This window comes from Streptomyces sp. NPDC044033 (genome assembly GCF_056434425.1).
In genome coordinates this window covers 89,760-111,278 of sequence record NZ_JBWKFF010000016.1, presented here as the reverse complement: position 1 = coordinate 111,278, position 21,519 = coordinate 89,760, and the positions used below count along the sequence as shown (strand labels likewise).

The 21,519-nt window shown below is 71.9% G+C and carries 20 protein-coding genes; 10 read left to right on the top strand and 10 right to left on the bottom strand.

The genetic code is table 11. The annotated features are described in order from the left end of the window. Positions 1 to 11: 11 nt before the first annotated feature. Entirely contained in the window at positions 12 to 2,156 is a 2,145-nt protein-coding gene (glgX, locus tag AC07AB_RS26285; RefSeq protein WP_478571341.1) for a glycogen debranching protein GlgX, read from the bottom strand. A 422-nt stretch (positions 2,157 to 2,578) separates the two neighbouring features. Between glgX and AC07AB_RS26280 the strand changes: the two genes are divergently transcribed. From AC07AB_RS26280 to AC07AB_RS26270, 3 genes are all read left to right on the top strand, one after another. Further along, positions 2,579 to 3,823: an SAV2148 family HEPN domain-containing protein gene (locus AC07AB_RS26280; protein WP_478571339.1), complete on the top strand. Its 1,245-nt coding sequence runs from the start codon at positions 2,579 to 2,581 to the stop codon at positions 3,821 to 3,823. A 126-nt stretch (positions 3,824 to 3,949) separates the two neighbouring features. After that, positions 3,950 to 4,696 carry an exonuclease domain-containing protein gene (locus tag AC07AB_RS26275; RefSeq protein WP_478571336.1) on the top strand — a complete coding sequence of 249 codons (747 nt, stop codon included), beginning with the start codon at positions 3,950 to 3,952 and terminating at the stop codon, positions 4,694 to 4,696. 130 nt (positions 4,697 to 4,826) lie between these two features. Continuing rightward, positions 4,827 to 5,864 (top strand): RICIN domain-containing protein, encoded by a 1,038-nt coding sequence (locus AC07AB_RS26270; RefSeq protein ID WP_478571334.1) that lies wholly within the window; start codon positions 4,827 to 4,829, stop codon positions 5,862 to 5,864. On the opposite strand, the gene AC07AB_RS26265 is transcribed toward AC07AB_RS26270, so the two are convergent. The 6 genes from AC07AB_RS26265 to AC07AB_RS26240 all read right to left on the bottom strand — a co-directional run bounded on the left by AC07AB_RS26265 (position 5,768) and on the right by AC07AB_RS26240 (position 11,047). After that, entirely contained in the window at positions 5,768 to 6,472 is a 705-nt protein-coding gene (locus AC07AB_RS26265) for a S26 family signal peptidase (RefSeq protein WP_478571332.1), read from the bottom strand. The two genes, AC07AB_RS26270 and AC07AB_RS26265, sit on opposite strands and share 97 nt — an antisense overlap. After that, positions 6,469 to 8,433 carry an ABC transporter ATP-binding protein gene (locus AC07AB_RS26260; protein ID WP_478571330.1) on the bottom strand — a complete coding sequence of 655 codons (1,965 nt, stop codon included), beginning with the start codon at positions 8,431 to 8,433 and terminating at the stop codon, positions 6,469 to 6,471. Before AC07AB_RS26260 ends, AC07AB_RS26265 begins: the two co-directional genes overlap by 4 nt. A 52-nt stretch (positions 8,434 to 8,485) precedes the next feature. Then, positions 8,486 to 9,040, bottom strand: coding sequence for a TlpA family protein disulfide reductase (locus AC07AB_RS26255; RefSeq protein WP_478571327.1), 555 nt, complete (start codon positions 9,038 to 9,040; stop codon positions 8,486 to 8,488). Positions 9,041 to 9,190: 150 nt separating this feature from the next. Continuing rightward, positions 9,191 to 9,805: a MauE/DoxX family redox-associated membrane protein gene (locus AC07AB_RS26250; RefSeq protein ID WP_478571324.1), complete on the bottom strand. Its 615-nt coding sequence runs from the start codon at positions 9,803 to 9,805 to the stop codon at positions 9,191 to 9,193. A 166-nt stretch (positions 9,806 to 9,971) separates the two neighbouring features. Beyond that, the gene (locus AC07AB_RS26245; RefSeq protein ID WP_478571322.1) at positions 9,972 to 10,136 is read right to left on the bottom strand and encodes a hypothetical protein; all 165 of its coding nucleotides are present in this window, start codon (positions 10,134 to 10,136) and stop codon (positions 9,972 to 9,974) included. Positions 10,137 to 10,441: 305 nt separating this feature from the next. Further along, on the bottom strand, positions 10,442 to 11,047 hold the full coding sequence (locus AC07AB_RS26240) for a TetR/AcrR family transcriptional regulator (RefSeq protein ID WP_478571319.1): 606 nt from the start codon (positions 11,045 to 11,047) through the stop codon (positions 10,442 to 10,444). 95 nt (positions 11,048 to 11,142) lie between these two features. On the opposite strand from AC07AB_RS26240, the gene AC07AB_RS26235 reads away from it, so the two are divergent. Both AC07AB_RS26235 and AC07AB_RS26230 read left to right on the top strand, forming a co-directional pair. Continuing rightward, positions 11,143 to 12,804, top strand: coding sequence for an FAD-dependent oxidoreductase (locus AC07AB_RS26235; RefSeq protein ID WP_478571316.1), 1,662 nt, complete (start codon positions 11,143 to 11,145; stop codon positions 12,802 to 12,804). Positions 12,805 to 12,919: 115 nt separating this feature from the next. Beyond that, a complete protein-coding gene (locus AC07AB_RS26230; protein ID WP_478571313.1) occupies positions 12,920 to 13,675 on the top strand; it encodes a DUF6796 family protein in 756 nt (251 codons plus the stop codon). Positions 13,676 to 13,737: 62 nt separating this feature from the next. Here AC07AB_RS26230 and AC07AB_RS26225 read toward each other — a convergent pair whose 3' ends face one another. Beyond that, positions 13,738 to 14,364, bottom strand: a complete 627-nt coding sequence (locus AC07AB_RS26225; protein ID WP_478571311.1) for an SAM-dependent methyltransferase — start codon at positions 14,362 to 14,364, stop codon at positions 13,738 to 13,740. A gap of 156 nt (positions 14,365 to 14,520) precedes the next feature. Beyond that, a complete protein-coding gene (locus tag AC07AB_RS26220) occupies positions 14,521 to 15,444 on the bottom strand; it encodes a phosphotransferase enzyme family protein (protein ID WP_478571309.1) in 924 nt (307 codons plus the stop codon). A gap of 217 nt (positions 15,445 to 15,661) precedes the next feature. Here AC07AB_RS26220 and AC07AB_RS26215 point away from each other — a divergent pair, with 217 nt between their 5' ends. From AC07AB_RS26215 to AC07AB_RS26200, 4 genes are all read left to right on the top strand, one after another. Continuing rightward, positions 15,662 to 16,561 (top strand): carbohydrate ABC transporter permease, encoded by a 900-nt coding sequence (locus tag AC07AB_RS26215; RefSeq protein WP_478571306.1) that lies wholly within the window; start codon positions 15,662 to 15,664, stop codon positions 16,559 to 16,561. Beyond that, the gene (locus AC07AB_RS26210; protein WP_478571303.1) at positions 16,558 to 17,406 is read left to right on the top strand and encodes a carbohydrate ABC transporter permease; all 849 of its coding nucleotides are present in this window, start codon (positions 16,558 to 16,560) and stop codon (positions 17,404 to 17,406) included. Before AC07AB_RS26215 ends, AC07AB_RS26210 begins: the two co-directional genes overlap by 4 nt. After that, positions 17,406 to 18,701: an ABC transporter substrate-binding protein gene (locus AC07AB_RS26205; RefSeq protein WP_478571300.1), complete on the top strand. Its 1,296-nt coding sequence runs from the start codon at positions 17,406 to 17,408 to the stop codon at positions 18,699 to 18,701. Before AC07AB_RS26210 ends, AC07AB_RS26205 begins: the two co-directional genes overlap by 1 nt. Before the next feature lie 168 nt (positions 18,702 to 18,869). Next, positions 18,870 to 20,087 (top strand): macrolide family glycosyltransferase, encoded by a 1,218-nt coding sequence (locus tag AC07AB_RS26200; protein ID WP_478571298.1) that lies wholly within the window; start codon positions 18,870 to 18,872, stop codon positions 20,085 to 20,087. 602 nt (positions 20,088 to 20,689) lie between these two features. Here AC07AB_RS26200 and AC07AB_RS26195 read toward each other — a convergent pair. Continuing rightward, the gene (locus AC07AB_RS26195) at positions 20,690 to 20,998 is read right to left on the bottom strand and encodes a hypothetical protein (protein WP_478571296.1); all 309 of its coding nucleotides are present in this window, start codon (positions 20,996 to 20,998) and stop codon (positions 20,690 to 20,692) included. Positions 20,999 to 21,167: 169 nt separating this feature from the next. On the opposite strand from AC07AB_RS26195, the gene AC07AB_RS26190 reads away from it, so the two are divergent. Further along, complete coding sequence (locus tag AC07AB_RS26190; protein ID WP_478571293.1) at positions 21,168 to 21,503, top strand: cupin domain-containing protein; 336 nt, start codon at positions 21,168 to 21,170, stop codon at positions 21,501 to 21,503. The last annotated feature ends 16 nt before the right edge of the window (positions 21,504 to 21,519 follow it).

Below are 21,519 nucleotides of genomic sequence, written 5' to 3'. Positions count from 1 at the left end.
CTGCCGGGGCCTCAGGCCGGGCGCTGGAGGACGGCCAGGCTGCGGTCCGCGAGGGTGAGCCGGTCGCCGCCCTGGACCTTGGGGCCGTCGCGCTCGACGCCGTCCGGCCGGGCCGTGTCGACGATCAGCTGCCACTGCCTGCCGTGGTCGACCGGAACGGTGAATTCCATGGCTTCGTCGTGCGCGTTGAACATCAGCAGGAAGGAGTCGTCGGCGATCGTCTCGCCGCGCGGGCCCGGCTCCGAGATGGCGCTCCCGTTGAGGAAGACGGTCAGCGACTTGGCCTGATCGGCCTGCCAGTCGCGCTGGACCATGTCCTCGCCCTCGGGCGTGAACCAGGAGATGTCGGACAGGTCGTCGTGGGTGCCCTGCATCGGCCGGCCGTGGAAGAAGCGGCGACGGCGGAAGACCGGGTGGTCGCGGCGGAGCCACACCATGGCGCGGGTGAAGTCGCACAGCCTGCGGGCCGGGTCGGCGTCCGCCCCGACCTCGTCGCCTTCCTGCCGGGGGGACGGCCAGCGCACCCAGGAGATCTCGTTGTCCTGGCAGTAGGCGTTGTTGTTGCCGCCCTGCGTCCGGGCGAACTCGTCTCCGTGGCTGAGCATCGGCACGCCCTGGGAGAGCATCAGGGTGGCGATGAAGTTGCGCGTCTGACGCTCGCGCAGCGCGAGCACGCCGGGGTCGTCGGTGTCGCCCTCGGCCCCGCAGTTCCAGGAGCGGTTGTGGCTCTCGCCGTCCTGGTTGTCCTCGCCGTTGGCCTCGTTGTGCTTCTCGTTGTACGACACCAGGTCGTGCAGGGTGAAGCCGTCGTGGCAGGTGACGAAGTTGACCGAGGCCAGCGGGCGCCGGCCGTCGCCCTGATAGAGGTCGGAGGAGCCGGTCAGCCGGGAGCCGAACTCGGCCAGGGTCCGGGGCTCGCCGCGCCACATGTCCCGCACGGTGTCCCGGAACTTGCCGTTCCACTCGGTCCACAGGGGCGGGAAATTGCCGATCTGATAGCCGCCCTCGCCCACGTCCCACGGTTCGGCGATCAGCTTGACCTGGCTCACCACCGGGTCCTGCTGCACCAGATCGAAGAAGGATGACAGCCGGTCCACCTCGTGGAACTGGCGCGCCAGCGTCGCCGCCAGATCGAACCGGAAGCCGTCCACCCGCATCTCGGTCACCCAGTAGCGCAGCGAGTCCATGATCAACTGGAGCACGTGCGGGCTGCGCATCAGCAGGGAATTGCCCGTGCCGGTGGTGTCCATGTAGTAGCGCGGATCGTCGGTCAGCCGGTAGTACGAGACATTGTCCAGCCCCCGGAAGGAGAGCGTGGGCCCGAGGTGGTTGCCCTCGGCGGTGTGGTTGTAGACCACGTCCAGGATGACCTCGATGCCCGCCTCGTGCAGCGCCCGTACGGCCGACTTGAACTCCAGCACCTGCTGCCCGCGGTCGCCCCAGGAGGCGTACGCGTTATGAGGGGCGAAGAAACCGATGGTGTTGTAGCCCCAGTAGTTGGCCAGCGAGGAGTCCACCAGCCGGTGGTCCTGTACGAACTGGTGCACCGGCATCAGCTCCAGCGCCGTCACCCCCAGCTTCGTCAGATGCCCGATGACCGCCGGGTGGGCCAGCGCCGCGTACGTGCCGCGCAGCTCCTTCGGCAGCTCCGGATGGAGCATCGTCAGCCCCTTGACGTGGGCCTCGTAGATCACCGTGCGGTGGTAGTCGGTGCGCGGCGGCCGGTCGTCGCCCCAGTCGAAGTAGGGGTTGACCACCACCGAGGACATCATGTGCGGCGCCGAGTCCATGTCATTGCGCTTCTCGGGCTTCTCGAAGTGGTAGCCGTAGACCGCCTCGCCCCAGTCGATCTGCCCGCCGACCGCCCGCGCGTACGGGTCGAGCAGCAGCTTCGCGGAGTTGCAGCGGTGCCCGCGCTCCGGCTCGTACGGGCCGTGCGCCCGGAAGCCGTACCGCTGACCGGGCATGATCCCGGGCAGATAGGCGTGGCGCACGAACGCGTCCGTCTCGCGCAGCTCCACCGCCGTCTCCGAGCCGTCGTCGTGCAGCAGACACAGCTCGATCCGCTCGGCGGCCTCCGAGAAGACCGCGAAGTTGGTGCCGGCGCCGTCGTACGTGGCACCGAGGGGGTACGCCTGTCCCGGCCAGACCTGCATGAGTCGACTCTTCCACTTCTACATCGGGCGCCGCGGGACCCCTGCTCCAGGTCGGAAGGGAATCCTCGCCCAACTGACGCCTTCGGGCGGTCCTTTCGGCAGATCTTCCCCAAATGGAGAGCAATCACCTCCCGCTTCGGTCCGTCCAACCGGGTGACCCTCGGACAAATGGGTGGAGACCGGGCCCGGAATCGCCGCCCCGGCAGGGTCCGGACGCCGCCCTGGCCTGGCCCGGCCGCCTCCCGGGCCGCCCCGCCGCGGGCGGCCGCTATGAATCCGCTCACTCCCTCCGCCGAGCCTGGCCGTAACGGGCATTGCGAGGAGGAGAGTTGATGGAGGTCTGCCCTCATCGGGCTGCACCGCACTCCCGCCGCACAGTAGTCTGCCTTGATCGTTGGACGGGGGCGGAAGGCGGTGCACAGGTGAGCTCGGGAGGGTTGGAGCTGCCCCCCGGAAGCGAAGCTTCCGAAGGGGACGGCTCGACCGACGCACCACCCGGCGCGGTGTCCCTGGCGCGGCCGATGGAGATCGGCGCGGAGCTGGACTGGGGCGCCGACGCGTGGAGCGAGGTGCGCACGCGGGCGCGGCGCGCCGGACGGGCCTACATCTGGCTCAACCTCGTCGAACAGCGGCTGCGGGCGGTCGTCGCCGCGGTGCTGCGGCCGGTCTACGAACCGGTGCACGGCGAGGAGGAGTGGGTCGTCGCCGCCGCCGGCCCCGCCGGGCAGGAGTGGGTGCAGCGCGCCGCGGCCGTACGGGAGGTGAGCCGCCGCAAGGGCTATCTGCTCGACCCCGCCGACGACAACGTGCTCTCCTTCCTCACCCTGCCCCAGCTGCGCGAACTGCTCGTACAGCACTGGCCCTGCTTCGAGCCCTACATGGACGACCGGCGCGAACTGGAACTGGCCCTCGACGAGCTGGAGGTCTCCCGCAACGTCGTCTCCCGCAACCGCGCCCTGTCCGTGACCGTGCTCGCCCAGGCCGAACGGGCCTCCGCCCGGCTGCTGGAGATCCTCGGCACGGGCACCCGCAACCCGACCACCGGCCGGCTGCCCGTGGACGCGGTGGAGGACCTGGTCGGCGACCGGTACGCGGACGTCATCGGCGTCCACGCCGACCGGGTGCGCCTCCAGCGGCAGCTGCCCGTCGAAGATCTCTTCGGCGGCGCCCGCCGGCTCGACGCGGTCGGTATAGGTCTGAACCTCCTCGTGCAGAACTACTCGGGCCGGCGGCTCGTGCGGCTCGCCGAGGCCGGCTGCCGGTCGAGACTGCTCTTCCTCAACCCCGCGAGCAGCGCCGTCCGCCGCCGGGAGCGTGAACTCGGCATCAAAAAGGGCGAGATGAGCCGTTCTGTCGAGATGAACATCATGCACATGCGGCGGGTGCGCGACCGGCTCCGGGACACCGCGGCCTTCGAGATCCGCGTCTTCGACGAGACGCCGCGCTTCACCGCCTACCTCGTCAACGGCGACGGCGCGGACGGCCTCGCCGTCGTCCAGTCCTACCTCCGCAAGGCGCGGGGCATGGAGGCGCCGGTGCTGGTGCTGCGCGGCGGGGGGCGGGAGAGGGACGTGGTGCGGGAGGACGAGGACGGCGACACCGGACTCTTCGCGACATACCGGGAGGAGTTCGACGGGGTGTGGGCGGACTCGCGGCCGGTGTCGTAGGGGCTGGTGACAGGGCGTCGCCGCCGGGGCGCCGCCACCGGGGTGAACGCCGGGCCGGGGGCATTGTCAGTGGGGCATGCGAGGCTGGGGACCAGTCGGGGGAAGCATCACAGAGGAGGGGCCGCGATGAGCTGGCATCGGGGGACACTGACCGGATTCGACCTGGAGACGACGGGTACGGACATCGAGCACGACCGCGTCGTCACCGCGGCGCTCGTCCGGCTGGAGCCGGGCGGCGGCGTCGCGGGGGAGCGCACCTGGCTCCTCGACCCCGGGGTCGCGATCCCCGAGCAGGCCGCCGCCATCCACGGCATCTCCACGGACCGGGCCCGCGCCCACGGCGCCTCGGCCGCGCCCGCCATAGCGGAGATCACGGACGCCGTCGCGGAGGTGCTGCGTTCGGGCGCGCCGCTCGTGGTCATGAACGCGCGGTACGACCTGTCCCTGCTGGACCGCGAGTGCCGCCGCCACGGCGTCGAACCGCTGTCGGCGCGGCTGGGTCCCGGCCCCTGGCCGGTCGTCGACCCCCTCGTACTGGACAAATACGCGGACCGGTACCGCAAGGGGAAGCGCACCCTGCAAGCGCTCTGCGCCCACTACGGCGTGCCGCTCGACGCCGCGCACCACGCGGAGGCCGACGCGGTGGCCGCCGCCCGTACGGCACGACGCGTGGGTGAGACGCACGACCCCATAGCGGCGATGCCGCTCGCGGACCTGCACGACCTTCAGGTCACCGCAGCGGCCGAGCAGTCCGCCTCCTTGCAGAGCTATCTGCGCCGCACGTCGAACCCCACCGCGTATATCGAGCCGGCCTGGCCGGTCATCCCGCTCGCGGCCGGCCGCCGGGAGGCCGAGGCCGGCGCGGGGGGCTGACGCCTGGTCAGCGTCGGTCCAGGCCGGCCCATGGCCTCCGGCCGACTGGGCAGGTGAACTACGCACCCCGGATGCGATCGGGAAGCCGGGCGGGTTGTCGGTCGGGGGAGCGGACGCCACGATCGTGTGCATGGGGACTCAGGGAGGTTGTCAGCCCGGAGAGGCCCAAGACTTATGGGCCTTCCTGGAGCTGCTGCGTCAACTCAAGAAGCAGTCCAGATTGTCGTACCGACAACTCGAAGAGCGAGCCGCGGCGGTCGGGGACGCCCTGCCGCGCAGCTCCGTCTCGCACATGCTGAATCGGGACCTGCCACCGCGGCCTGATCTGCTGGCCGCCTTCGTGAGGGCCTGTGGGGAAGGACACCGCGTCGCGGAGTGGGCCGAGGCCAGGGACCGGGTCGCCGGGGTGTCCCAACCGGTTCCGGCGGTCACCCCGGCCATGCCGATCGTGTCGGTCGCGCTGCCCGGGCCGACGCGTGCGGGCGGACCGCGCACGTGGCTGCGGCACCGGCGGCGACGGCTCGCCACGGTCGTCGCTGCCGCGGCGGCGGCCGCCCTCACCGCCGTCGCCGCCCTGCAGATGTCCCCCGAGCGGCAAGCGGAAACGGGTTCCTCCCCGCGCGCGAGCGACCCGGCCGGCCCCGGGCACGCCCCGCCCAGCGGGTGGGTGACGATCCAAGTCGCGGACGATCCCAAGCTGTGCCTGACCGACGGGCGGGTACGGGACTGGCGGTACACGCCCTTGGTCGCGGTGCAACGGCCCTGCGACGCGACCGCCCCACAGAGCACCTTGCTGGAGCCGGTCGGCAAAGACCTGTACCGCCTCCAGTGGCACCACCCCGACTACGGCAAGGGCTGCCTGAAGGCACTGACCAGCGGCAGTGGGGCGGGGCTGCTGGAACCCATGGACGACTGCGCGGCAGGCAGCCTGTTCAGAGTCGAACCGTCAGGGAACCTGGCTCTCGGCAGATTCGTGTTGCACGTCGATGGCCAGGGATGCGTGGGCATCGTGGGTTCCAGCACGGAACCGGGCGCGGAAGCCGTCATGCAGCCCTGCACCGGCAAGGGCCGTCAGGTGTTCCTCATCCGCGCCGTGGACCGGGGCGGCGACAGCGCGGCCCGGCCCGACTCCTCGACCGTGCCCAGGACGCGTGCCGAGGGGAAGTAGCCGACGGAACGCGAGTCGTAGCTCTCGTCCTGGTTGTCGCCGAGCAGCACGAGCATCCCCTCCGGCACGCTCGCCCCGGCCGCGTCGGCCAGGGCAGGCACGTCCGCACGGGGAACGGGATCACCCGGGACCGCCGCCACCCGCTTGATGAACCAGTGCCGCGCGTAGATGGCGTGTGTGGGGGCGGCAGGCCCTATGGGGGCCTGCGGCCAGGGCGCCCGATACGGCGGCCGCTCCACGACCACCACCGCTCCGCGTACGGGAACCACCCGGCGGCGCGCCAGGACGCGGTCCCCTTCGTGGTACGCCGGTTCCATGCTGCTGCCGGATACGTTCACCGTGACCAGCCGAGTCTCCGCGGCGCGGACGGCCGCGAGTACGGCGGTGACGGCCAGCGCGGGCACGCCGCACAGCGCCGCCCAGGCCGGGCGGTCAGCGGCGACCGCCAGGGTTCCCACGCCCGCCCAGAGGCAGACGACGGCCGCGTGCAGGGCGATCCGGTTGGCCCGTGCGCGCCGGGCTTGGTCCTGCGCGCGGGCGATGGCCGTCTCAGCCCGTGTGCGCTGTACGGACGCGGGCGAGGAGCGGGGGCCATCGGCTGGATTCATGTGCTGTCTCCTGTACTGACGCGGGCCAGAGGGTGAGGAGGAGGGGCGGACGGATCTGTGCCGGCCCGGTAGGCGGACGCCTGGAGCGCGTACAGGCGGGCGTACCGTCCTTGGCGTGCGACGAGTGCGTCGTGGGTGCCCTCCTCGGCGACCCGTCCCCTCTCCAGGACGACGATCACGTCGGCATCGCGCAAGGCGCCCAGCCGGTGCGAGATGAGGAGGCTGGTCCGGCCCTGCCGGTGAGCCCGCAGCGAGTTGTGGATCTCATGCTCGGCCGCCGCGTCGAGCCCCGCCGACGGCTCGTCGAGGATCATGAGGTCCCGCCGGTCGCGTACGAACGCCCTGGCCAAGGCCAGGCGCTGGCTCTGACCGCCGGACAGCATGACCCCGGTCGCCGGGTCCGCCTTGTCCTCCTCGGCGAAGAACATCCGGGACAGGAGCGTGTCGTATCCCTGAGGCAGCGCGCTCAGCGTCTCGTGGACTCCGGCGCTCTTCGCCGCGTCCCGTATTCGCCCTGGCTCGTCGAGCGCGCCGAGGTCCCCCTGCGCGATGCTCTCGGCGGCCGTCATGTCGTACTCCATGTAGTCCTGGAACACGGCGCTGACGCGGCTGCGCAGCTCGGCTATGTCGGCGTCGCGCAGATCGACGCCGTCCCACAGGATGCTGCCGCGGGTCGGGTCGTAGAACCGGCACAACAGTTTGACCAGCGTGGACTTACCCGAGCCATTGAGCCCCACCAAGGCGATGGAGGCCCCGGCGGGCAGCCGGAGAGTGACGCCGCGCAGGGCCCAGGGGTGGCGGGGCGAGTAGCGGAACCAGACGTCGCGCAGTTCGACGCAGTCCCGCAACGGGGGCAGTTCGCGGGGCTCGGCGGCCATGGGAAGCTCCGGCCCGGCGTGAACGACGGCCTGGTAGTGGCCGAAGAGCAGGTGGGCGTGGTGCGCCCCCGCGAGGTCGCTCGCGAAGGTGGTCAAGGCCGCCTGAACCCCGCCCACGGCTGCCAGGAAGACGGCCACGTCGCCGGGGGTGAGGCCGCCGCCCCCCGCGGCACGCACCGTCCAGAGCAGTCCGGCGCCCGCCACCAGGGCGGCGAGCAGGCCGAGTCCGGTGCGCAGGCGGGCCTCCTGGCGGTCGACGGCCCGCCGCGCCGCGTCCGCGCCGCGCCTGCTCCTGATCATGCGGTCCCGCAGATAGCCGCCGGTGCCGAAGAGACGTATCTCCTTTGCCGCCTCGACGTTGGCCAGCAGCCCCATGTAGAAGAACTGGCGCCGCTCCTCCGGCCCTATGTCCCAGGCGGTGGCGGCGCGCCGACGGGAGAGCATGAGCTCGGCCACCAGGGTGGGCACGGCGGCCAGCAGCACCAGCGCCATGGTCGGCGGGCTGATGACCAGCAAGGAACCGAGGAATCCGACGATGGTGAACAGCGAGCGTACGGCTCCGAGAATCCCGTCGACGGCCTGCGTGGCGGCCGGTGAGGCGACGACGGTCTGCTGGGCGAGACGCAGCCGGTCCAGAAAGTCGGGGTTCTCGAACCGCTCCAGCCCGGCGAACCGCCCCACGGCTATGAACAGCCGCCCCTGCGCGAACAGCCCGACTCTGCGGTCCATCTCGGTCCGCAGATAGTGCGTGAGATGCGGTATGGCTCCGGTCGCCATGCCGGTGGACATGAGCACCAGGGCCGGAAGCAGGAGTTCACGTGCGGTGGCCCCGGTGGCGAGCCGGTCGACGATGAGCTTGACGGACCAGGCGGTGATGACCGGGAAGAACCCGGTGGCCAGTACCGGCACCGCGTAGAGCAGGAGGGAGCCGCCCGCCGCCCGCACGACCAGCCGCAGCGAGCCGAGAGCCTGGTAGCGGCGGCGGTCGCCCGGACGTCTGCCATGCGCTGCCTCGCGTGGTGGAGCGCAGGAGGCGGGGTCGCTGGAGTCATGGCCCGGCTCTTGAGGCGTCGGAGGGGGCATGCTCATCCTTCCCGGGGACCGAGGGACCGAGGGAGCGCGGGGCCGGCGTCGGTCAGTACGAGGTGAGGGCCGGGCGCTCCACGTCGACCTCGTCGGTCATGACGAGCAGGCGGCCGTCCGTGCTCCGGTTGATCTTGAGGATCACCGGGAAGCCCCGCACCTTGCAGGCGCCCGCGATGGCGTCGGCGTCCTGCCCGGTCACCACGCGCGCCACCGGAGCCAGCGCCGCCAGACTGGGCGCGGCGGCCTCCGCGTCCTCCGGGCTGTCGAGCGTCATCACGGCGAGCACCTGCTCGCGCCCGCGCGGCACGCCGCGCGCGTACTCGACGAACTTCGGCAGCTTTTCCTTGCACGGGCCACAGGTCGGGGAGAAGAACGCGACGACCGTCTCACTCTCGATCATCGCGTCCTGCACGGGTTCGCCTTCTGTCGAGGAGGCGGAGAACTCCCCCACCTCGTCGCCGGGACCGAGGGACAGCCGGCCGCGGCCACGCTCGGAGAGCAACTCGGTGTGCTCGCGGAGGCGTTTGATGACGCCGACGGTGAGGACCAGGTCGAGGGTGCACAACAGACCGACTAGGACGACGGTGGCGATGAGGACGGGCACGGGCGTCTCCCTTCTGGTGCGGGTGTGTTGCGGGTGTGGTGCGGGCTGATGCGGATGTGGTGCGGATGCGGTGTGGGTGACCGGTGGGCCGGCTGCCGCGGGCCGGTTTGCCCGGGCGAGCGCGGGCTGCGGTGGGCACCGCCGTCGGTGTCACGCACCGGGCCTGATACGGGTGGAACTACGGGTGCCCATAGCGGCTGTGGGGCCTTTGGGGCTTACAGGGCTCATGGGACGGAACAGCGCGACGATCGAGTCGAGCGCGGCGATACAGCCGCCGGCGAGCAGTCCCGCCATCGCTGCCACGGCCAGCCCCGCCGGCTGGGCCGGAGCTGTCTCATGCAGCGGCGTCGCACTCGCTGTGAACGCTGTGAACGCGGCGAGCGCGGCGAGCATGAGGTTGCGCACGATGTGCCGAATGCCGAGCGGCGCCGTGGACCCGCTGCCGAAGCAGCGGCAGACCTCACGCGTACCACGGGCGATGACGCGGGCGATGGCGGCTGCGAAGACGGTGAGCAGCGCCGCGGCGAGTGCGAGCCCCAGGTCCGCGCCTCGGGCCCGAGGCGCCAGGAGCAGCAAGCAGACGAGCCACTCGGTCGCCACCACGACGACGGCGACGGCGCGGGTCGCCGAACCGGGCACGACGTTCAACTGGCCGAGCGACGCGATGAACGCGGCGAATGACCGCCGGCCGGCCACTTTGCTGACGGCGGCGGCCAGAAACACCGTACCGATGAGAATGCGAATGCCGAACTCCGCGTACTGCACCGGATGTCACCTCCTGTGGACGGACGGGACGACAGAGCGGGCCGAGGCGGCGACGCGCCCGGGCGGTGCAGAGCGCCGGGGGCACCGATGGGCGGCGAACCGGAGGCGCGCCGTCAGTCGCGATCCACCGGTGCACCCGGCCGTTCTTCGGATCAGGTCTTCGACGTCAGCAACTCGGGCACTTGCGCCAGCAGTTGATGGAGCCGCAGTAGGTGTTGACGCAGCAGGCGCTCCGGGCGCACTGCCAGCACTGGTTGAAGCACTGACACGCGAAGGCCGAGGCGGATGCTTCCACCTTGGGAACGAACAGGCCCAGAAGCCTGTTGCTCATGGATTCCAATACCTTGGACATGATCCTCCTTCGGAAAGCGGGTTGAGGACGTCACGAAGGTGCGGAAGCGCTGTCGAGTACGCACGCTTGGGGCATCTGAGGTGCGAACGTCGCGGCATTGCAGCCGTGTTGCTTCGCGACGATGGCCGGAGCCTAACGACGCCTGACGCGGCGGCTCCACTGTCTGGCTGTCCGGGACGTGTCCAGGACAGCCAGACGTGTCCAGGACACCGCCCGGACACGTCTTCGGACGCCCGGCCCCGGTTCACGGCTGCCCGCCTCGGGGCACGTCCTACCAGGTCAGGTCAGGACAGGCCGTCGGCCAGCACCTCGAACGCGGCCTTCAGACGTTCCTGATGTGCCGCCCTGATCTCGCCGAGGTCTCCTCCGGCGAGCCGCCGCCGCGCCGTTTCGACGGCGACCGTGCGGTACGCGGCGACGATCAGCGCCGCGGTCAGCGCGCTGTCGCCGGTGAACCGGGTGTCGGCGTCGAGGGCCGCGGCCAGTTCGCTCTCGATCTCGTACTCGAATACGCGGAACCGTGCGATCAGCGCGGGGGAGTCCATCACGGTCCGCAGGAACGGCTCGGCTCCCTCAAGCAGCCCGGACAGCGGGTGCAGCTGTGCGGCGAGCGCGAGCGCGGTCTCGCGCAGCGCCTCGAAGGGGGTCGCGTCGTCGGCGCGCTCGCGGATCGCCGTCCGCATGATGTCGATGGCGCCGGGGAGCCGGTCGAGCAGCAGGTCTTCTTTGCGGTCGAAGTGCGCGAAGACCGTCACCTTGGACACGCCCGCGGCCGCGGCGACGTCGGCGACGGTCACGTCGTCGAACCCGCGCTCAAGGAACAACTCGGTCGCGGTCGAGGCGATGCGCGCTCGCGTCTGCGCCCCTCCCCGGTCCCCTCGCTTCGCCATGTGACAACTTTACCTTACCGGGTTAACCTTACTGAGTAAGCTTACTCGGTAAGGTTATTCGAGTGGGGCAACTCAGTCAGGAACGAGGGTCTGTCATGCAGCGCACCGCCGTGGTCGTCGTCGGAGCCGGACCAACCGGCCTCCTCCTCGCCGCCGAGCTGGCACTCCAGGGAGTGCGGGTGACGGTCCTGGAGCGGCTGGAGGAGCCCGATCCGACCATCAAGGCCGGGTCGATCAATATCGCCAGCGCCGAGATCCTCGACCGGCGCGGCCTGCTCCCGGCCGCGGAGGGCGTCCAGCGCCGCCTGATGGAGTCGGTCGACGCCTTCGCCGGCCGGAAGGCGGAGCGGCCGGCGAAGGAGCGGGCGGCGAAGGAGCGGGCGGCGAACGAGCGGCCGGCGAACGAGCGGCCGGACACGGCCGGCCGGGGCGGGCAGGCGGACTGGCGGAAGTGGGCGCCCCGCAAGTTCCCGGCCCTCGGGCATTTCGCCGGAATGCTGTACCGCGACGCCCTGGTCGACCAGAGCGACCCCGTACTGGCCGCGCACACCGCGGCGGTCGGCGGTTTCCTGGTGCCGCAGCACGATCTTGAGCTGCTGCTCGGGGAGTACTGCGCCCGGCTCGGCGTCGAGATCCGCCGCGGCGTCGAAGTGCACGGGGTGCGCGGTACGGGCGGGGGCCTCGCGGACGACGCCGACGTCGTGGTGGAGACCAGCGAGGGCGAGGTGAACGCCGAGTGGGTCGTCGCGGCCGACGGCGGCCGGAGCGTGATCCGCAAGCAGACCGGCATCGAATTCGACGGCACCGATCCCCAAGTGGTGGGCTACCAGGCGATCGCCGACTTCGACGACCCGAGCGAACTGAGCCGCGGGTGGACCTGGACCCCGCGCGGCATCTACGCGTACGGGCCGATCCCGGGCCGCATCCTCCTCGCCCGCTTCGGCCCGCAGCCCGACGACCGGAACGCCCCCGTCACGGTCGAGGAACTCCAGCGCGCCGTGCGGGACGTCACGGGAACCGAGGTGACCGTCAAGGGGCTCCAGGGCCGTGCGACCCGGTGGTCGGACAACACCCGGCAGGCGCGCTCGTACCGCCACGGCCGCGTGCTGCTCGCGGGCGACGCCGCGCACGTGCACGCGCCGTTCAGCGGCCAGGGGCTGAACCTCGGCCTCGGCGACGCGGTCAACCTCGGCTGGAAACTCGCCGCGACCGTCAACGGGTGGGCCCCGGCGGGCCTGCTCGACACGTACGGGAGCGAACGCCACCCGATCGCGGCGTGGGTCCTGGACTGGACGCGGGCGCAGGTCGCGCTGATGCGCGGCGACGAGCACACCGCGCGGCTCCGGAGGGTCGTCGGCGGCGAACTGTTCAACGTGCCGGGGGTGATGAACCGCATGATCGCGCTGACCGCCGGCATCGCGCAGCACTATGACGTCGCCGATGAGGCCGCGGCGCCGGTCGGATCGGTGGCCGGCGACATCGGGCTCGCGTCCGGAAGCCGGTTCGCCGACCACGCCCACGACGGCCGTTTCGTGGTCGTCGACCGGTCGCCGGGCGGCGACTACGCCGCGGCGGTACGCCAGTTGAAGCCTTGGATCGCCTACGTGGCGGACCCCGCCCCCGAGGCGTCGCCCACATCGCGACCGAGCCTGTTCGTACGTCCGGACGGCGTCATCGCGTGGGCCGCCGTGTCCTCCGACGAGGACGCCTCGGGGCGGCTCGACACCGCGATCCGGCGGTGGGTGGGTGCGCCCTGAGCGCTTCCCCGGGGCCGGCGGAACGGCCCTGTACCACCCCGTATGGTTAGGTTAGGCTAACCATACTTTGATCACCGCGCCGAGGGCCGGCGATGTGCGGATGGGTGGGAGCGGGATGAGAGTAGTGCGGCTCGCCGGGATCGCGGGCGTTCTGGCGTCGATCGCCTGGCTCGTCGGGGACATTCTGCTCCTGGGCAAACCCATGGCGTCGGCGGCGGATCATCCCCTGCTGAACGGCTACGACGGAACGGCCGGGGACTCACTGGCCGCGATGCTGTCGGCGTCCACACCGCGACTGGCCTGGGGAGCGCTGCTCGGCGTGCTGACGGGTCCCCTCTACCTGGTCGCGTGCTGGCACCTGTACCAGGGGCTCCGGCCGGCGCGCCGGCTGCTCTCCGTGCCGCCGTTCCTGCTGCTGACCGCGGGCTTCGCCCTCGCTCCCTTCGCCCATGGCTCCTTCTACTACTGGGGCCAGGCGGCGAAGGCGGTCGACGCCTCCGGCGCGCGGTCGGCCGCTCTGACCGGGCTGCCGGGCGACATGGCGGACGTGCTGATGATTCCCTACGCGGTGCTGCTGGCCTGCTGGGCGGTGGGTTCCGTATGGATGGCCGTCTGTGTGCTCCGAGGCGCCACCGCCTTCCCCCGGTGGATGTGCGTGGTGAACCCGCTGATCTTCCTTCCGCTCGGGGGACTGATCGCCGCGGTGCTGCCCGGTCCGGTGGGGACCGCGGTCCAGGGGGCGCAGCTCAGCATCGGGAATCTGCTGATGTTCACGGTGTCGACCATCGCGCTGTGGAAGGCGCCCCCGGGGGCCGGTACGCGCCGGACGGCATCGGCCGCCGCGACGGGGCGGGAGAACCCGGCGGTGTGAGAGCGGCCGGGCGCTCTCGGCGCTCGGCGCTCGGCGGTGGCGGTGATGGTGACGGGGCGATGTCACGCGTTCCGGCGGATGAGCAGGACGTGATCGATGACCTCGGCGGTGCTCCCGTCGGGGCCGGTCGCGATCCGGCGCGGCGAGTCCGCGCGTTCGACCGTCCACCGCTCGGGGGAGAGGCGCATCGGCGCCGCGACCTCTTCGGGGGTCGGGTAGCGCACGTCCGGGTCCTGGTTCCACGACCACGGCGCCGTCGACCCGTGATCGACCACCAGGAGCCGGCCGCCCGGGCGCAGCAGATGGGCGGCGGAGCGGAGGATTGCCGTCCGGTCCATGTCGTAGGGGGCGTGGAAGTAGTGGGCGGTGACCAGATCGAGCCGCAGGTCCGGCAGCGAGGCGCGCGCGTCGTGCTGCTCGGCGGTGATCCGCTCGCTCAGGCCGCGCGAGCCGGCCAGTTCGGTGAGCCGGGAGGTCGCCACGGCCGAGACGTCGAGAGCCGTGACCCGCCAGCCCCGGTCCGCGAGCCACAGCGCGTCGCCGCCGCCACCGCATCCGAGGTCCAGCGCGTCCCCCGGGGGCAGTTCGGAAACCACCTCGACGAGGCGGGCGTTGGGCCGCGGATCGGCGGGCGCGGGCCGCCCCGCGTACATCTTGTCCCAGTACGTTGCGGCGTCGACGTGCTCCATGGGGTTCCTTCCCCTCGGCTTCCGTGAGGGGACAGTCTTAGTCGACGCGCCGAAGATCGGCATCATTCCTTGCCGTTTCGGCATGACGGCCTCGTGCGCGCGGCTGTGGCGCCGCGGCTGTCGCCGCGCGGCCCCGGAGGCCGCGCCGCCGGAACGTCAGAAGGGGCGCCAGCGCACCGTGGCGTCGCCCTCGCGCAGCGAGGCCACGCGGCGCCGGAACTCGACGAGGGCGGCCGGGTTGCCGGGGGCGTGCTGGGAGACCCAGGCGCAGCTGGCGGTCTCGCGCGCGCCGCGCAGTACGGCGCAGCCGTCCCACTCGCGCACGTCCCAGCCGTAGGCCGCGACGAAGTCGTCGTAGGCGGCCGGGCCGAGCCCGTAGCGGTCGCGGCTGAGCGCCATCACCACCAGGTCGTGCTCGCGCAGATCGGCGGAGAAGGTCTCCAGGTCCACCAGGACCGGGCCGTCGGGGCCGACATGGACGTTGCGCGGCAGCGCGTCGCCGTGGATCGGGCCCTGCGGCAGGTGCGGCGTCAGGGCGGCGGCCGCGGTGGCGAAGCCGTCGCGGCGCTCGCGCAGATACGCCGCGTCGGCCGGGTCGATCGCGTCGCCGGCCAGCCGGAGCCACCGCTCGACGCCGCCGAGCAGTTCGCGCCGGGGCAGCTCCCCGCCGTCGGCCGGGCCGGGCGACGGCAGCGCGTGGACCAGCCGCAGCAGGCCGGCGAGATCGGCGGGGCCGGCCGGGCGTACGGACTCGGGGAGCCGGTGCCAGACGGTGACCGGGCGGCCGTCGGCCGTACGGACCTCGGGCTCGGCGGCCCGTACGGCCGGGACGCCGCACCCGGCGAGCCAGTGGGCCACCCGCAGCTCGCGCGCGGCGCGCGTCAGCAGTTCGGGATCGCGCCCCACCTTGGCCACCAGACCCTGCCCGCTGAAGACCGCGTTCTCGCCCAGCGCGACCAGTGCCGCGTCGGCGGCGAGCCCCGGCAGCCCCGCCGCCGCGAGGAGCTCGCGCGCCCGTTGTTCCGTGAATGCCGTACCCGCTGAATCCGCTGTATCCGCTGATGCCGCTGCGTCCGCCACGCCGTACCCTCCGCAGGCCATTGAGTCGATCACGGCAATTGTCCTCTCCCCGCCGACGCGCCCCCGTGCCGGGTGGCGGGCACCGGATGGCGGGGACACGCCACGCTGGCGCCCGCACAACCCTTGACTGCGGTACCCGCCCTCAGCACGATGACGTGGGCCTCGGACCGGGCGCCCGTACGAGCCGCCGCCGTGCCGACCCCAAGGAGCCCCTGCCGTGACCCTCGCGACCGCGCCCCAGCGGCCGGTCAAGCCCGCGGCCGGGCCGCGCGCCGCCGGGAGCTGGTTCCTGGTGCTGCCCGCGCTGATCCCGATCCTCGTGCTCAGCGTCGGCCCGCTCCTCTACGGCATCGCGCTCGCCTTCACCGACTCCCAGGCGGGCCGCACGGAGCCCACCCGCTGGATCGGCCTCCTCAACTTCCGCGACCTGCCGCACGACACCCTCTTCTGGGAGTCGTTCCGGGTCGGCCTGGTGTGGGCGGTCGGCGTCACCGTCCCCCAGTTCGTACTCGCCCTCGGCCTCGCCCTCCTCCTCGGCCAGAACCTGCGGCTGCGCTGGGCGGCCCGCGCCCTGGCGATCGTGCCCTGGGCCATGCCGGAGATCGTCGTCGGCATCATGTGGCGGCTCGTCTATCACCCGGACGCGGGCATTCTCAACGAGACGCTGGGTACCGGCGTCGACTGGCTGGGCGGCCTGTCCACCGCGCTGCCCGCCGTCGTCCTCGTCGGCGTCTGGGCGGGCATGCCGCAGACGACGGTGGCGCTCCTCGCCGGGCTCCAGAACGTGCCCGGCGAGCTCCATGAAGCCGCCGCCATGGACGGCGCCGGGGCCTGGCGGCGGTTCGCCGCCGTCACCTGGCCGGCCATCAGACCCGTCGCGCTGGCCATCAGCGCGCTCAACTTCATCTGGAACTTCAACTCCTTCGCCCTCGTCTACGTCCTGACCAACGGCGGCCCCGGCGGCCACACCCGGCTGCCCATGCTCTTCGCCTATGAAGAAGCCTTCCGCTACGGCCAGTTCGGGTACGCGGCCGCGATGGGCTGCGTCATGGTCGCCGTCGTCGCCGTGCTCCTCGCCGTCTACCTGGCCGGCCGGCTGAACGGGGACGACCAGTGAGCGGCGGCCGCTCCGCCCGGCGCGCCACGGCCCGCGCCGGCCAGTACCTCGCCCTCCTGTGCTACCTCGGCTTTCTCGCCTTCCCCCTCGCCTGGCTGCTCTCCACGGCCTTCAAGCCCGCGCGCGAGCTGGCCTCCCTCCACCCCGGCTGGATCCCCGACCACCCCACCCTCGACAACTTCCGGCAGGCGTTCGACGAGCAGCCCCTGCTGCGCGCCGCCCTCAACAGCCTGACCGCCGCCGCCTCGGCGGCCCTGATCGCGACGGTCGTCGCCACCCCCATGGCCTACGCGCTGGCCCGCCGCCGCTCCCGGCTGACGCGGGCGGCGACCGGCTGGGTGGTCGTCAGCCAGGCGTTCCCCGTCGTCCTCGTGATCATCCCGCTCTTCCTGATCCTGAAGAACCTGCGCCTGGTCGACACCCTGCCGGGGCTGGTCATGGTGTACGTCGTGTGGGCGCTGCCGTTCGCGCTGTGGATGCTCACCGGGTACGTACGGGCCGTACCGCGCGAACTGGAGGAGGCGGCGGCCGTGGACGGCGCGGGGCGGCTGCGCACCCTGGTCTCCGTCACCGCGCCGCTGCTCGCCCCGGGCATCGTCGCCACCGTCCTCTTTGCCTTCATCACCTCCTGGAACGAGTTCTTCTTCGCGCTGGTCCTGCTCAAATCTCCGGAGAGGCAGACCATGCCCGTCGTGCTGACCCACTTCATCGGCGCGGAGGGGGTGGCCGACCTCGGCCCGCTGGCCGCCGCCGCGCTGCTCGCCACCCTCCCCTCGCTCGTCCTCTTCGCGTTCGTGCAGCGGCGGATCACCGGCGGGATGCTGGCCGGGGCGGTGAAGAACTGATGCGGACGCGCCCACCCGCCGCACTCGCCGTCCTCATCGGCGTGCTCGTCCTCCTCGCGGCCGGCTGCGCCTCCGGAACGGACCGCGACGACGGCCGGATCACCCTGCGCTACCAGTCGCTCGCCTGGCAGGACGAGTCGGTGGAGGTCAACAAGCGCCTGGTGCGGGAGTGGAACGCGGCCCACCCCGACGTCCGGGTCGAGTACGTACAGGGGAGCTGGGAGAGCGTCCACGACCAGCTGCTCACCGCCTTCGAGGGCGGCGAGGCGCCGGACATCATCCACGACGCCTCCGACGACCTCGCCGACTTCGCGTACGGCGGCTACCTCGCCGATCTCACCCGCCTGCTGCCCGCGCGCCTGAAATCCGATATCCCGCGGCGGAGTTGGCAGACCGCGACGTTCGGGAAGGGCGTCTACGGAGTGCCGTTCCTCCAGGAGCCCCGCGTGATCATGGCGAATCGCGCGCTGCTCAGGAAGGCGGGCGTCCGCGTCCCCGACGCCGAACATCCTTGGAGCTGGCCGGAGTTCGAGGAGGCCGCCAGGAGGATGACGCGCGACGGCACGTACGGCGTCGCCTGGCCGCTGAAAGACCCGGTCTCCGCGACGCTCAACCTGTCGCTGTCCACCGGCGGCCAGGTCTTCCACCGGGGCGCCGACGGAAAGGTCGCCGTCCGCTTCGACGGCGCCGATCAGCGGGTGCCGCGCACCATCCGCGACCAGGTGGTACGGGACCGCTCGGCCGCCCGTACGACGCTCTCCATGGGCGGCGCCGACACGCTCCCGGGCTTCTTCGGCGGCAAGTACGCGATGGTGCCGCTCGGCTTCTCCTACCGCCAGCAGATCGTCCAGCAGGCGCCCGAGGGCTTCGACTGGACCGTGCTGCCCGCGCCCGCCGGACCCGGCGGCGAGCGGAGCCAGGGCGTGAGCCCGCAGACCCTGTCCGTGGCCGAGGACAGCCCGCACAAGAAGGAGGCGGCGCGGTTCATCGACTTCCTGCTGCGGCCGGCGAACATGGTGCGGCTCGCGAAGGGCGACTGGATGCTGCCTACGGGCGCCAAGGCGCTCGCCGCCCCGGAGCTGCGCGGCGCGCGGCACGGCTGGTCCACGGGCGCGGCGCTCGCCGCCGATCTGCGCCCGGCGCCGGCCCGTTCGGTGCGCGGCTATCCGGAGTGGAAGGACAAGATCGCCACGCCCGCGTTCCAGGAGTACTACAGCGGCGCGATCGGGATGGGGGAGCTGCGCCGGCGGCTGGTGAAGGACGGGAACCTGGTGCTGGCGCGGTACCAGCGGTGACGGTGCGGCCGGGGCGGGGGAGCCCGCGCGCCGACGGCGTGAGCCCGGAGCGCGTGCGCCCGTAACACGCCTGCCCGTAGCGCGCCTGCCCGTAGTGCGTGCGCCCGTAGCGCGTGCGCCCGGAAATAAGATTGCACGATACGTCTCGTCTCGCATAGCGTGCCGCCCATGCCAACGCCACAGCGCTCCCATATCGCCATGTTCAGCATCGCCGCCCACGGCCATGTCCGGCCGAGCCTGGACGTCATCCGCGAGCTCGTGGCCCGCGGCCACCGCGTCACCTATGCCATCCCCGAGCCCCTCGCCGACCTGGTCGCGAGCGTCGGCGCGGAGCCCGTGATCTACGGTTCGACGCTGCCCACGGAGGAACAGCCCGAGGCGTGGGGGAGCGAGCTGATCGACCACGTCGAGATCTTCCTGAACGACGCGATCCAGGCGCTGCCGCAGCTCGCCGCCGCCTACGAGAACGACCGACCCGACCTGGTCCTGTACGACATCACCGCCTATCCGGGCAGGGTGCTCGCGCACCGCTGGGGCGTCCCCGTCGTGCAGCTCTCCCCGAACCTGGTCGCCTGGGAGGGGTACGACGAGGAGCCCGTCTCCGAGCCCTTCCGGGCGATGAAGGAGACCCCGCGCGGCGCGGCCTACGACCAGCTCTTCCGCGACTGGCTCGCCGAGCAGGGGATGACCATCGACCCCGACCTCTTCATCGGCCGGCCCGACCGGATCATCGCCCTCATCCCGCGCGCCCTCCAGCCCCACGCCGACCGGGTCGACGAGCGGCGCACCACCTTCGTCGGCTCCTGCCAGAGCGACGGCGGCCACCAGGGCGACTGGCAGCGGCCCGCCGGACTCGGCCCGGACGGCAAGGTGCTGCTGATCTCCCTCGGCTCCACGTTCACCAAACTGCCGGACTTCTACCGCGAGTGCGTCAAGGCGTTCGGGGACCTGCCCGGTTGGCACGTCGTCCTCCAGATCGGCAAGCACGTCGGCGCCGAGGAGATCGTCCCCGAGGGCACGGCGCTGCCCGCCAACATCGAGGTGCACCACTGGGTGCCGCAGGTCGCCGTCCTCGGCCAGGCCGACGCGTTCATCACCCACGCCGGAGCGGGCGGCTCGAAGGAGGGGCTCGCCTGCGGGGTCCCGATGGTGGCCGTGCCGCAGGCCGTCGACCAGTTCGGCAACGCGGCGGTGCTCGAAGGGCTGGGCGTCGCCCGGCACGTACCCAACGAGGAGGCCACGGCCGAGCGGCTGCGCGAGGCCGTGCTCTCACTCGTGAACGACCCGGCGGTGGCCGTCCGCTGCGCCGAGCTCAAGGCGGAGCTGGCCGCGGAGGGCGGCACCCCGCGCGCCGCCGACCTCATCGAGGCGGAGCTGCCCGGCTGACGGGCCCGGCGCCCACTGCCGCGGCTGCCGTACGCGCGTACCACCGCGAAGCCCCTCCGCACGGAGGGGCTTCGCGGTGTCGGCTCCGCGGTGTCGGCTCCGCGGTGTCGGCTCCGCGCACCGGCCCTGCCGGCGCGGCCCGCCCGTGCGGGACGGGCGTCCGGATGGGCCCGCCCTGCCGAAAGCCGTCGAAGCCGTTGAGGCCGCCGAAGCCGTTGAGGCCGTCTAGGCCGACGAAGGTGCGAAGCCGTCGAAGGCGCCGAAGGAGCCCCGGGAATTCCCCCGGCGCGACCGCCGCCGAATGGCTGTCCAATTTGCCGCTGTTGGTCGGTATTTGGAGTTACATAGGTACGTTGCGTATCTCACACATGGCTATGGCGGTTGTATTGAGCGCGTCAATCCGACAGTGTTTCGAGTCACCCCGGAGCGGATCTTCCCGCGCTCCGGGAGCGTCACCGCAACGCTTACCGCACAACAGGCTGCCGACGACCGCGAGATGCCCCCGGGCCGCACGCGGGCCGACGCCGCACCGAAAGCGCCATCGACCGCCGTGCCTTCCCCCCACGAGGCACGGCGGTCGATGGATCCGTGCGGCCAGGTGCTTATCGGTGAACCACCGGTGCGCCGATCCGGAATCGGCCGCCATTGCGCGGGCCGAGCCGGACGGCGACGTCCACGCCCGCCGACGCCTCTTCCACGGTGAAGTCCCTGCCGGCCTCGGCGAGGCGCGCGCTCTTCTGCCCCCGGTACCGGAAATACACGTTGAGGCGGTGCCCGCCGGGGCTCACCGGAATTTTCGCGGTACCCCATTTCGCGGCGTATTCCCGGCCGTCGACCTCGATGACCGGACTCGTCAGCAGGTGGTGAAACCATGCCGCGACAGGGGGTGGCCTGACGTCGACGCCAATCATGACAACTGCCCTTTGTTCAGCCATATATCGATGTGAGAAGTCGTGACGGAAATCAGCAACGGGACGCGATTGGGGCCTTTTCCAGGTGGTGACGCCACCCGGACCGGCCCTGGGGGCGGCCTCGCCGCCCATGGCATCCTTGCCGCAACTGAACGACAAGGAGCACGACATGAGCGGCGACGCGAGCGGCATGGACGGTTACGTATGGGCCGAGGCGGCGAACGTACCGGCCAAGGAGCTTTTCCCCGGCATTCGGCTGCGCACCCTGTGGACGGGGGAGAGCGGCGCCTCGGCGCATATCGTGGAGTTCGACCCCGGCAGCTGCTGGGAAGGGCTCGACATACATGACCCCGGCCCCGAAGAGGTCTACGTCGCCTCCGGCGTCTTCAACGACGGTGTCCGCGACTACCCCGCGGGCAGCTTCATCCACGCCCCGGCCGGCTCCTCGCACGTACCGCAGTCCGCCACCGGCTGCACGCTCTTCATCTTCTACCCCGAGGGCTGACGACGGGGTGGCGCCG